Raw genomic sequence first — 12,885 nt, 5'->3', positions numbered from 1 at the left:
GATGGCCCCGTACTAGGATGCCTCTTAGCGCAGTTGATACGCCTACTGGCCACACCAACATTCTAACTGACGTGGGGCGCAAGCCCCAAAGTTGGCTGTATCCCCTCCCTAAAGCACCAGGGGTTTTAGCCTTCCCATACTGTTTCTATAAAAAACATTTTACGATGGAGCGAGAGGGTTTGCCGTTTCTCCCTACCTGCCATCTCCCGCGGGGGCATGGAAAGAAAAGCAGCTACGGCCGTTGCCTACTGAGATGGCGTGGCAGTTTCTTCTTGGTTGGCTTGGCTGGCGGTTTCCGAGCGATCGCTACTTTCGCCCGTTTGAATCACCAAAACCGAACAGTGAGCGTTGTGAACGACATAGTTGCTCACGCTACCGAGCAATACCTCTGCCAATCCCCGGCGACCGCGACGACCAACCACAATAGCATCTGCATTCCAGGCTTTGGCGGCACGGCAGATCCCAGGACCTGCCTCGTCTATTTTAAAATCAAGTTCTGTAGAAATCCCCCTTTTGCTAGCCTCTTCGCTCATTTTTTGCAACCAGAGGCGAATGTGTTCCGTTTGTTTTTGCAGCCAATCCTGTTGGTTTTTGTGGGCACTTTCCACCAAATCGGGATACAACCCCACTTCAATGGGAACTGGGATAATTGGTTCCCCAGCAATTTCCGGATCCATGCAGTGAAAAAGCATCAACTGCGATTGCGAAGTGTCTGCCAATTCCATAGCATGGCGAAATACCGTATCGCTCAATTGCGATTCGTCCAAAGCGACAAAAATTCTGGAAAAACTCATTTTTCATTCCCCAAATTGCCTTCTTGCTTATACCCTAACGCAAGGCTATGAGAATCGTTTATTTTAGCAGCAATACTTGACACTTAGCTTAAAAGACTTTTACAAAATCCCTCGCGATCGCTCCTGTGCGATCGCTAGCCCAATCCATCTTGGTGGGAAAGCTATACCAAGAACCGTTCCAACCCATTGGTATCAGCAATACAGATTGTATCGCGACTGCGATGGATCAATCCTTTCTTTTCCAACTTGCTCAAAACCCGAGTCACCGTTTCCCGGGCTAAACCACTGAGGCTGCTCAATTCTCGGTGGGGTAAGTTGGGAATTTCCACCCCTTCTTCCACATACTTGCCTTGACCTTCTGCCAAAAACAATAAAATATCAGCCACCCGAGAGGTACTATCGGCCTCTCGAACGCGCAAGCGGCGGTTCACCTGTCGCAAACGCCTAGCCATCAGCTGTGCCAAGCGAATGCCTGCTAAAGGTTCCGAGTGAATCAACTGCACGAAATCTTGGGCTGGCATGTTGCCAATGGTAGTGGGAGCGAGGGTAATCACATCCGTGGAACGGGGCACTTCATCCAAGGCCGCCATTTCCCCAAACAGTTTCCCCTTACCAATAATATTGAGCGTTACTTCGCGACCATCCAGATTGTAGGTACGAATTTTGACCCAACCATCGATAATAAAATACACCGAACTTCCCCAATCATTTTCCAGCAAAATCACTTGGTTGGGTGGATGCTGGCGCGTCACAATATGGGCAGTTGCCCTTTCAACGACCTGGGCAGGCAATCCAGCAAAGAAAGGACAGCGTTCGATTAACTCCTGTATTTTGACATCCGACTCGCGGAGATTTTGTCTTTCATCCATGAGGTTTGGCATTCAAAAAATGAATAGGGATGAAGCTACTGACCGAGTAGGCTGCTGTTTGGCTACTGCCAAATATACGCATCGATCCCCCAATGTCAAGTCCGTGACCAGCTCTCTGGCAGAAAGCTAAGCTACGCACAGGTATGCCGGAGATCGCCTAACATTGAGATCGTTGAGATAGAGGTATGCATGCCCCGCAGGCACCAGGTTACCAACCATCTTACAATTGACAGCAACTTTTACAAGGGCAAATCACCATCGGCGGCACCAAGGCGGGTCTGGTTGCCTGCAAATGCTACTGCTTGGCAAGTAGACCTGATTGACCCCGATTGCACGATCGTAATATATAGAGAACAGGTCTGATTAGAAAATTTTTGCCTGTGCTGGTTGCTTGAGATGCGGACATTGCCGTCGTATTTAGTAGAATATCCGAATTTTTGCGGCTTAGCCAGTCACTTTCCTTTTCGGGAAGGCAATGGGTGCGATTTTTCTTGAGGGAAGCTTGGCGAAAACGCTATCTTGGCTGCCTAAAAAGCTTTCCGGTTTTCACGGTTTGTCTGTTTTGTTTGTATTATTCGAGGTTTTATCGTGAGTTCTCCTTCCTTGGCCGACCTTCAATCCCTGCTGCACGAAATTGACGAAGCTCTATCAGAACAACCTCCCCGCCTGCGGCTTGGCTTGACCAGCAAAGACGACCGCCAACGCCAACTGTTAGAACGAACTCGCGAATTTTTGGTGGCTTTACAATCGCAATGGTCTCAACCATCAGCTGCTGGTCACCAAGCTGCATCGCCGTCTCCCCAAGAAAACTCCCCGGAAAATGCTTCGGAAACTCCCTCAGTAGAAACGTGGCGATCGCAACTGCAAACCATTCGCGCGACCTTGTTGGGGTCAATACAAACCGAATTGGACGAACTGCAGCAACAGCGCCAGGAATTGCTGCGAGAAATTCGCCAGTTAGAAGCCAAACGCGCCCAATATTACTCCTTAGCCGCCCAACAAGACCAGCAACAACAGGCCATTGCCCAATTTTTGGAACGCTTGCTCGAACGCTTGCAGCCCACCCTGAAGGCACAAATGGCCAAAACCCTCAAACGGTTGGAAACCCAATTTCTCAGTTTGGAAGCCGCGCCTTCGGAAATTTCTTCAGTTCATCGTTGGGGGTTAGCCGCCACGGAGGCGGAAACCGGCAGCCAGCCCAGTTCAGGGGAGTATCCCCTACATCCTGCCGATCGCTTGCAAAAATTGCGACAGTTGCAGGCCCAATCGGATCGCATGCTCCAGGATTTGGATGCCACCATGCAGGTAGTTTTTGACTCGCTGTTGCAAAATACCCGCAGTTACGAACAGTCCCTCTCGCAATCCCTCTCGCAAATGTACAATTTGGGACAGCAGGGAGAAAACATGATTGCGGCGTTGGTAGAAGCGATCGCGGAGCGGGCTCAAAATCTACCATCACCAGAAACTGAAAGCAGCGAAAAAACCACGGTTTCCCCACCAACTCCCCCAACTGCGCCGAAAAAGAGCGGTGCGGTAGCTCCCCCCGAACCATCCCCTGTCGATCGCGCTGGGGAGACCTCACCCACCCATTCCCCCAGTAGCGAACCCACCGAAACCGAGCCAGAACCCACCACCGCCACCGAGGAAAACAGCGATCGCGTCTCTAGCAACGAGACCGCCACCGACCCCCACGAGGATCGTTTTGAAGAGGTGCCTGGGACAAGCGAACCCACCAGCAGCGATCGCAGTGAGGGAAACCAAGACCAGCAAAACCAACAGGACCCCCCAGAGGCAGCGATCGAAAATGACTACAGCGACATTGAAGCCTTAGAAGCCAGCCTGTTTGCCTCCGACGAAACGACAACCAATCCCACCACCAGTTCCGAACCGGAAAATTCTTTGGCCCCAGAAGAAGAGGAACTAGACGAGGAAGACCTCACATTTTTTCAAGATTTTTGGTCGTCCTCCGAAGCGAGGGAAGAAAGCGAAACCAACACCGAAATTCCCAACAGCGAAAACTACGCCTCCCTAGCTGCTTCCCTGTTTGCCACCGAGGAAACCGTAGAGGAAGCCCCCGATTTCTTTCAAGCGGCTTCCATGTCTCTCGAATCCACCAGCGAAATTCCCACCGATAGTGCTTGGGAAGAAGCGGCAGAGTTTTTCCAAACTGCCTCCCAATCCCTAGAAACCGTTGATGAAATTCAAGAACCGGAAACCATTTACAACGAAGAAACCCCAGAAGATTTTGAAGCCAGTGCCAGCGAGTCGGAATCCCAGGAAAAACCGGCAGGGCAATGGTTGGAAAACATTGCTTCCCTGGATGAGTTGGTAGCGGAACTGGAACATTCTATCCTGCCTTGGCAACGGGGCGATAGCGCCCAAAATCCCCAACGTAGGGACTCGTATGCCTCCCACGGAGCTTCGGATTGGCGGTGGCGGGAAGGAGAGCAAAACGGGGAGAGCGACGAATACGTTCGCTGCTTTCCCGAGGAAAACTTGCTGCCCCAATCGGGGATGGAAGAAGAAGGACCGCCGGATTTGTCTTTGGGCGATACAACGTTACAGCGCCTACAGCAAGATCTATCCAACTTGGAAAGTGCCACCCCGATTGCCAGCGAAGAAGACTGGGAAGAAGCTACCCGCATTCAATTTGTACCTAGAAGCGAATCTTCTAGCAGCGATCGCGAGCCAGAAGTTCCCCCAGTCAACCCTTCTCTAGAGGAAGATGACGACGATGAGGAAGAGGGAACAGTGTTTCTCAATACCAGAGCCACGCCTGGGGGCAAACCCCTGGCTGACCCCACAACCGATGCCAGCGAAGAAGCAGCCAACAGCAGCGATTGGTTTGGCGATGCCGAAACCAGCAACGCCACCGAAGCAGAAGAGGAGGATTTACTCGCGGAACTCAGTGCTGCCACACCACCAGAGAGTAAGATCGTCGAAACAGAACCGCAATGGTGGGGTTGGGAAAGCACAACCACCGAAACACCGACTCCCTCGGCAGCCGATCGGGATTTGTTTGCTGATTTGGAAGCAGCTGCCGAAGCCGATAGCGAATCCACATCTACCTCTAATGGTACGAACGATTCGTTTTTTTCAGAAAATCGCGATCGCGGCAGTGGCAAAAAAAAACCGAACTAGAAACAGACGCATACAAGCAGTGGTGGATGGCATTGGGAAAACAACCGCATTTAGAACCAGGAACGCCTGTGGCAGATTGTACCGCCAGTCGGGTGGGAGAAACACTGGTATTCAATCCAGTGAAAACGCCAACATCTTCTTCCACCTGGTATTTAGGTTTGGATTGGGGAACTACGGGCTTATCTGCTACGTTTTTGCATCGGGAAACGGGGTCATTCCACCCTATATACCTAGAATCAAACGGTTCCCCATGCTACCGATTTGCAGGCAAGTGCCACACCAATGGCGACGAACGGCTGGCTGATAGCGCCCAAGATCGCTGGCTGCAGGAATTTAAACGCTTGTTTGCTGCCAGTTTAGGGGGATATTCGGATACCATTTGGGAACTTCAGTGGCAGTGGTCCTCGGAAATTGCTTTTTCCCTGGAACAAATCGTAGCAGAACTCACTCAATGGTTCGGTCAATGGTTGGCTACGGTACAAGCTTCGGGGAAAGCAGTGGGGCTGGATGAGGCGGATTATCAGCAAGCATGGTCGCAGTTGGCGGGTGTGGTGGTGGGCATGCCCGGTGGCATTTCCGATGCTTATGGTTTTCACTTGCGCGAGGTTTTGCTAGGAGCTGGTTTGGTTGAGCATCCCCAACAAATCTTTTTGGTGGAGGATACGGTGGCGATTTTGGCTAGCCAGTTCCCTCAGGGAAGCGCAACAGCCACACCAAAGGTTTCCCCAGCATCGACGTTATCCCAGCGTACAGCGCCCTTACCTAGTAGTGGTGTGACCCTGGTGGTCCATTCGGGGGCTTCGGCAACGGAGTTGGCTTTGGTATCGCTACCGGAAAATTATGCAGATCTAACTCACGATCGGTTCTATTTCCGTAATTTTACGTATGGAGGGTGCGCCCTCGACCAAGATACGGTGTTGCAAGTTTTGCTTGATGGGAGCTATTGGGAAAGTACGGAACTGACGATTCCGCCAGAAGCTAGACCAAAACCGGGATTGCCAGAACGTTGCCCACGCGATCGCCTGACCATGGCACTACGCAGTTCCCATTTGGGGATAATGTTGCTGGATATTGCTAGCGATCTGAAAAAAGTTTTGCTAGAACCGAACAATCAAGATAGCTATTGGCTACAAATTGGCAACTATTGCCGTCAAATTCAACGCCGGGATTTGGAAAGTCGAGTGCTGGTGCCTTTTGTACAGCAGCTCAACCGGGAACTGAATGCTTTGTTTAGCGAGACGGGGATTGCGGTGCAATCGGTACGCCATGCTATTTGTACGGGGGGAAATGCCTCTTATGAGGCGATTGGACGTTGGCTGCGGCAGAAGTTGCCCAATGCAACGATTGTTCAGGATGTGTATGGGGAGGGCAAACAAGCGACCCAGACGCGAATTGCTTGTGGGTTGGCGGCTGTTCCTTTGTACCCGCAGTTGCTGCCGCGGGGAAAGGCTCAGTATAGCGATTATTTCTTGCTTTGGGAGTTGCTGGATGTTTTGACTCGCGCTTCTCTCGATCGGGTGCCAAAGAGTTGCTTGACCCAATCGCAAATTTTTCAGTGGCTGCAACAGCGGGGAATTCCTGTGGTGGCGGTGGGCGATCGCTTGGAACGTTTGTTGGAAAATCGCTGGCCGGATGGTTTGTTTCCCGATGGTGAGGACGAGCTTTGGTTGACGCCGGCTTCCCGCGAAACTCTGCAACAGCTACAGGTGCGCGATTTGCCTCTGTTTGAGCGCGATCGCGAGGAAGGTACCTACCGCCTGAATTTACAAGTAGCAACGCTGTGGAGAAAATATTTCCATTCAGCAATTAAAAATAGCTATCAAAAGCTACAAGAGCCTTTGCCCGCTCAGATATATTCTGAAGTATCGGAAAAATAGGTATCTAGAAATCAAAGAGGCTTTTATTCGTCAATCGCAAAACAGTAATATTCTTCAAAAGGTGGGAAAACAAGAGTGCAACTGAGGTAAATGCTTTTTCTAAGAGGTTATAGCGATCGCGTTTGGGGGGTTGGTGGCTAGCAAAGTTCTAGCAACTTGCTTCCAGAATTTAGGGACAAGGTGGGTTGTTTGGATTTTGGCATTCCTACGTATAATCCCTGAAATTGTTAGTCCCAAGGGAAATTTCTATCCCACATCTCGTGCCCAATTTTAAGTATTTCCCCGGATAGCGATGGCCGGTGGTGAAAGTAAGGAAATATACCAAATCCCTTGTAAGGATTAGGAGAATTTTACGAAGTCGCAATCTTTTTTAAAGTTTTTGCAAACCTTGCCGGTGAGACCCCACAGTAGGGGCAGCCATTGGGTATAGTACAGGGAAAAGACAGTACGTGAAAGGAAAACCTGCCGAAAGCCGTCAGCACCCCCGGCTGAAGTACTGGGGCTTCATGCCTCCAGCTTCAGGGAGCTGACCAGCCCTTCGCCCTTTGGGGGCTACGTTTTTAGGGTCATGGCACCTACAAATACTTTCGGTGTTTGTTGCCCTGCCGTTAACGGTTCAACCGCCCTACCAGGGGGAAGGCCATGCCGTTAGCTCGACCAGCCCTAAAAACATGGGCAAGAAAAACATAACGCTGTGCCGGGGAGGCGATTCCGGCTCTAACACCGAAAGAGCGGAAACTGCACCTCTTTTCGCTCTCAGTGGGCGTGGGGAAGGCAACTTTAGTCGCCGTTCGTTTTTCCTCCCGGCGCTAAAAGCGACAGGGCTTGCAAACGTATCGGAGATTTTCCGTGATTACTACCTCTAAAGTTCCAGCTTCTATGGGCAATGATGTATCCCTCAACAGCCAACAGTGGTTGTCCGCACCATCCCACCAGCGGTCGATCCACCCAGCTGTACTTAGCCCTGCCAAACGTGCCATCGATATCGTCGGTGCTTTAGTCGGCTTAACGCTAACTGCGATCGCCTTAATCCCCATTGCGATCGCCATCCAGATATACAGTCCGGGTCCCATCTTCTACTCGCAAATGCGCTGCGGTTGGCGAGGCAAGCCCTTCCGTATTTGGAAATTTCGTTCCATGGTGGTCAACGCCGACCAGCTCAAACATAAAGTGCAAAACCAAGCCAACGGGCACATCTTTAAAAACAACGAAGACCCCCGCATAACACCGGCGGGTAAAATTCTCCGCAAAACCAGCCTCGATGAGTTTCCTCAGTTTTGGAATGTTTTAAAAGGAGACATGAGTCTGGTGGGTACCCGGCCGCCAACTTTAGATGAAGTCAGTAAATACAGCCATTTTCACTGGCAGCGTTTGGAGGTTAAACCAGGAATTACTGGCGAGTGGCAAGTCAACGGTCGCTCTCAAGTAACCAACTTCAACGACATTGTCAAAATGGATTTGAACTATCAGAAAAAATGGTCGCTCGCCTACGATCTGAAGTTAATCTTGAAAACGATTGGCGTCGTCTTGACCAAAGAAGGAGCTTGTTAAAGCTAGTTTCATGCCATTTTTAACTATATAAACAATTCCGAAACACTTTGTCCCATACCAATCGATACCCGTTTGGTGTGGGATTTAAATTTTTTGGGTTATCGAAAAGCGATCGCACATCCGCACTCAGACTGGAAGCATCCACAGGGGCGTCAATGGAGTATATTGGTTAGGCAATAGATACCGACCGATGGTTTTTTCTCCTCCATGACGATTGACGCTATCCTGCAAAAATTCGAACGCTTTGGGATTCATCTCGGCTTGGAAAGAATCCAACACTTGCTGGCGGCACTGGGAAACCCCCAGCAGCAGGTTCCCATTATTCACGTGGCTGGTAGCAACGGCAAAGGCTCGGTTTGTGCCTACCTCTCGGCGGTTTTAACCGCTGCTGGCTATCGAGTCGGACGCTACATTTCCCCGCATTTGCTCGATTGGACCGAACGGATCTGCCTCAACGAACAACCCATTTCCGAATCGCAATTACAGCAAATGCTCTCTCGGGTAGAAGCAGCAATTCCTGCCGATGGGGAATCTCCTACCCAATTTGAAGTGCTAACGGCAGCAGCTTGGTTGTATTTTGCTAGCGAAAAGGTAGATGTGGCGGTTATAGAAGTGGGGTTGGGAGGTCGGCTGGATGCCACCAACGTCTGTGCCCATCCCCTCGCAACAGTGATTACTTCCATTAGTTGGGAACACTGGCAACGATTGGGAAATACCCTCGCCGCGATCGCCTCAGAAAAAGCTGGCATTCTCAAACCCAAATGTCCGGTTGTGGTGGGGCAGCTACCCGAATCCGCTATGGCTGTAGTTAAGCAAAAAATTGCCGAACTGGAATGTCCGGCGGTGTTTCCGCCAGCAGCGGTTCCTGTTAGCAATGAAAACGACGGCAACCATCCACCTTTGGTTTGCTCCCATGGCATCTCCTATCGGCTGCCCCTGCTAGGAGACATGCAGCGGTCCAACGCTGCCCTCGCGATCGCAACTTTACAAATTTTACGCCAGCAAGGATGGACCATCTCCGATACCGCCATTGCCGAGGGCATGGCCAAAACGAGGCTGTTGGGGCGGATTCAATGGGTAACGTACCAGCAGCAGAGCTTGCTTGTAGACGGTGCCCACAATCGCGAAGCAGCAACAGCCTTGCGGGGGTTTATCGACCAACAATCCCCGCCCTCGGTTAGCTGGGTCATGGGGATGCTCTCCACTAAAGACCACGAAGGCATTTTTCAAACCCTACTGCGACCGGGCGATCGCTTGTTTTTGGTCCCCGTTCCCGCCCACAGCAGTGCCTCACCATCGGAATTGGCTGCCCTCGCCCAACAAATTCAACCCCAACTGCGATCGGTACGTAGCGAAACCGATTTGTTCCCAGCTCTATCCGCCGCCACAGCCAGCGAAGAAAAGAGCGAAGAAGATTTGGTGGTTTTGTGCGGTTCCCTATACTTGTTGGGGTACTTCTTTTCCCACCTGGCACCGCCGAAATCTTAGTGTTTGCTGGGGCTGACTGGCCGATCCTTAACTGGCGATCGCCAGTGTGGGTTGACGGCGGGAAAATCCACCAGCTGCCAGTAGCGATCGCCCCATCCCCTCGGGTACCCTTTTTTATAAGTAGGTGCATCTAGATGAACCCTGGACGCTACAAAAAATCGACCAATAGGGAACCACCACAGCTTGAATTCACCGATGCAATGCCTCCAGGGTACTCGGGTCAACCAGGTAGTTCCACCAAACCATCCCCCCTGCCATCCCTTCAAAAAAGCCCATCTTCTCTTTCGTTGGTGGCCAGATGGCAAGATAGATGGCCAGATGTTTTCCGCTCGTTGTTCTGAGAATCTGGATATTGAAACAACTATGGTGAACTTTTTTAAAGGCCTTTTATCGAGACGCAAGCCCGGCATTGGCATCGAACTCGCCCCCGACCGGCTGAATATCGCCAAACTGCAACGACAGAGCAACCGTCTCAAAGCCCAGGTATACACTGAAGAGGTGCCAGAAGACGCCTTTGCCGACGGACAAATTGCTGACCCGCCTACCATGGCAGAACTCATTGACGAAGTACTGGCGGAATATCAAATTAAAGACCGCCAGGTAGCCACAGCCATTCCCGTACAAGGGGCTACCATTCGTTCCATCCTTGTTCCCGCAGAACTGGACGACGAGCGGGAGTTACGCGATTTTATGAATCAGGAAGCAGGTTTATATCTCCCCTTTCCTCGGGAAGAAGCCGATTTGGACTATCAGAAATTGATTCCCATTGACGGACAGCCTTTGGTCGATGAAGATGGCACCGAAAAGGTGCAAGTTTTGCTGGTGGCTACCCGCAAGGATATTACCCAAACTTATATCGATACGTTTACAGAGGCGGGGTTAAAAATTGATGTGCTGGAGGTTAGTAGTTTTTCCCTGTTGCGTACCATTCGCGAACAACTGCAGCAATTTACCCCCCAGGAAGCCGTTATTGTTACTGATATTGCCTTTGACAGTACGGAAATCACCATTGCCGTCGATGGCGTGCCGCAATTTTCCCGCACTATTCCCATTGGCGGTTACCATATCAACAGTGCTGTCTTAGAAGCTGCCGATTTACCCCCTACTCGCAGTTTGGAAAAGCTGCAGGAAATGACCATACCCGACAATCCAACCGATATAATGGGCATGAGTATGGGGGGGACCAGTCCCGATACAGCAGCTATGCTAAAAGTATTGCAAGAATTGAGCGACGAACTGCGGCGTTCGATTGATTTTTATCTCAACCAAACCGATGGTTTGGAAGTGGCACAATTGTTATTAGCCGGACCGGGTAGCGTTGTGGGTCAGCTGGATGAATATTTGATGCAGCGTCTGAGCCTACCCACTAGTCGTATCGATCCGATTGAAACCCTGTCTTTGGACGTAGACGAAGAGTCAATTCCCCTCATACAAAGACCCAGTATGGGTGTGGTACTGGGTTTAGGGTTACGGGAGGTATAAAACCAGTATGTATAGTATTGATATTAATTTTCTGAACGACCGCCCCGACTACCGACCCGATTTGGTGAAAGCTCGATCTGGTGGCGGCGTTCAACTATCTGCTAACAATCAACTCTTCCTCATTGGGGGGGCAAGCGTTGGTTTGGCTGTTCCTGCTTTGATGTTGGGGGCTTTGTTAGTGGTCAACCACCAGAAAAGCGGACTGCAAACAGAATTGGAAAAAATCCAAGGGGATTTGGCAGCTTTGGAAAGCAAGGTGCAAGAGGTGAAAAACGCCCAAGCCCAAATCGAAGCTTTACAGAACGAGGCAGAAGCCATGGCAGCGGTGTTCGACCACGTGAAACCCTGGTCCGCCCTGATGGAAGAACTCCGCGATCGCGCCACGATGGCTGGGGTGACCATTCAAATGGTGGAACAAACCGAAATCCAACCTGAAGCCCCCGCAAACAACAGCCAAAAAGAGAAAGAAGGAGAAGAGCAACCACAAGCTAAGCCCAAACCAATTGTGAATTTGGAAATTTCTGGAACGGCAACCAACTACGATACGTTAAACGACTTCCTGTTGGTGTTGAAAGACTCGCCATTTTTTCAAAAAGAGCAAACTTCCCTCACGGAAGCTCAGAAAACGGACAATCCCAGCAATGTAGAGTTTTTGGATGAGTCGATTCCTAACGATACCGAACTGCCCGATGTGGTGGAATATACAATAGAAACCAGGTTGACCGATACTCGGGTGCATGAATTACTACCGGAAATTCGCGAAAATGGTGCCGATGGCATCGTGGCGCGCATTGAAACGCTGAAACAAGAGGGGTTATTTAGCGATGACAGCTAGTGATGAGTACATTCCCGTCGAGGAAGAAGAGTTTGAAGAAGAGGAAGAAGACGCTGCCGGCAAAGTTAACATTTTAGGATTTGCCGTTCCCATCGGTGCCCTGGGCCTTTTAGGTGGCGTCCTTGGTTTGGGGATAGGCGTATGGGTGTTCCTGTCCATGTTACAACCTGCCCTGGAAGAAAAAAGGCAGCTTAAAGGGCAAATTCAAAAGGCAGAAAATAGCATCGAACGTCAAAGGGAACTGCTGAAAAACATGCAAGAATTGGAAGAGCAAAAGGAACAAGCTCTGCGCCAGCAAGCTATCGTAGCTTCCCTGTTTACCAGACGAGAAACCCTATCTACTTTATTGTTCGATATCAACAATATCATTGCCCAGCAAAATGCAACCATCGATAGCGAAGCCGAACAATTGCAGCTGGTTGAGTTTACCCCCGAAAGTGGCTTGCAGGGGATTCCTGCCAATGATATGTCCTTGGGAAGTTGGGCACCAGGCAAGCTGAAACGGAAAGTGTATTCCGTGACTATGGAAGGAACTTTCGAGCAGCTACAATCTTTTGTTCGCAATCTAGAACGTCTGGAATCGTTGCTGTTAATCAAAAGTCCCGCAGTAGAAGTACAACAGGACACCTTGGAAGTGGGCTTGGCCTGGCAAAATGGAGAAATTACCATTGCCGAACGATCCACCCCAAGACTGAGAACTTCGTTTCAATTAGAAGCAATCGTGCCGCGCACACAAAAAGAAATTATCCAGCAAGCCGTGGAAAAACAATCCCAAGAAGAAAAGGAAAAAGACCAGCAGAATTCCAACTAAATGGAGCTGCCGATGGGGTCGTTCATTTTTGTATAGT

The 12,885-nt window shown here is 50.4% G+C and carries 9 protein-coding genes; 7 read left to right on the top strand and 2 right to left on the bottom strand.

From position 1 onward, the window contains the following. Window positions 1-245: 245 nt before the first annotated feature. Both AS151_RS14965 and AS151_RS14960 read right to left on the bottom strand, forming a co-directional pair. The gene (locus tag AS151_RS14965; RefSeq protein WP_071517862.1) at window positions 246-794 is read right to left on the bottom strand and encodes a universal stress protein; all 549 of its coding nucleotides are present in this window, start codon (window positions 792-794) and stop codon (window positions 246-248) included. Window positions 795-955: 161 nt separating this feature from the next. Beyond that, window positions 956-1,663 (bottom strand): Crp/Fnr family transcriptional regulator, encoded by a 708-nt coding sequence (locus tag AS151_RS14960; protein WP_071517861.1) that lies wholly within the window; start codon window positions 1,661-1,663, stop codon window positions 956-958. Window positions 1,664-2,251: 588 nt separating this feature from the next. Here AS151_RS14960 and AS151_RS14955 point away from each other — a divergent pair. The 7 genes from AS151_RS14955 to AS151_RS14925 all read left to right on the top strand — a co-directional run bounded on the left by AS151_RS14955 (window position 2,252) and on the right by AS151_RS14925 (window position 12,848). Beyond that, entirely contained in the window at window positions 2,252-4,804 is a 2,553-nt protein-coding gene (locus AS151_RS14955) for a hypothetical protein (protein ID WP_071517860.1), read from the top strand. 26 nt (window positions 4,805-4,830) lie between these two features. Next, window positions 4,831-6,681: a hypothetical protein gene (locus AS151_RS14950; RefSeq protein WP_071517859.1), complete on the top strand. Its 1,851-nt coding sequence runs from the start codon at window positions 4,831-4,833 to the stop codon at window positions 6,679-6,681. A gap of 879 nt (window positions 6,682-7,560) precedes the next feature. Further along, the gene (locus tag AS151_RS14945) at window positions 7,561-8,232 is read left to right on the top strand and encodes a sugar transferase (protein WP_071517869.1); all 672 of its coding nucleotides are present in this window, start codon (window positions 7,561-7,563) and stop codon (window positions 8,230-8,232) included. 207 nt (window positions 8,233-8,439) lie between these two features. Continuing rightward, complete coding sequence (locus tag AS151_RS14940; protein ID WP_071517858.1) at window positions 8,440-9,720, top strand: folylpolyglutamate synthase/dihydrofolate synthase family protein; 1,281 nt, start codon at window positions 8,440-8,442, stop codon at window positions 9,718-9,720. A 363-nt stretch (window positions 9,721-10,083) separates the two neighbouring features. After that, window positions 10,084-11,202 (top strand): type IV pilus assembly protein PilM, encoded by a 1,119-nt coding sequence (pilM, locus tag AS151_RS14935; protein ID WP_071517868.1) that lies wholly within the window; start codon window positions 10,084-10,086, stop codon window positions 11,200-11,202. Window positions 11,203-11,209: 7 nt separating this feature from the next. Further along, window positions 11,210-12,037 (top strand): PilN domain-containing protein, encoded by an 828-nt coding sequence (locus AS151_RS14930; protein WP_071517857.1) that lies wholly within the window; start codon window positions 11,210-11,212, stop codon window positions 12,035-12,037. Continuing rightward, a complete protein-coding gene (locus AS151_RS14925; protein ID WP_071517856.1) occupies window positions 12,027-12,848 on the top strand; it encodes a hypothetical protein in 822 nt (273 codons plus the stop codon). The genes AS151_RS14930 and AS151_RS14925 overlap by 11 nt, the downstream gene beginning before the upstream one ends. Window positions 12,849-12,885 lie beyond the last annotated feature (37 nt).

The organism is Geitlerinema sp. PCC 9228, assembly GCF_001870905.1.
Classification (GTDB): Bacteria; Cyanobacteriota; Cyanobacteriia; order Cyanobacteriales; family PCC-9228; genus PCC-9228.
The sequence above is the reverse complement of the archived record's forward strand: the minus strand, read 5'-3'. Positions and strand labels throughout refer to the sequence as shown.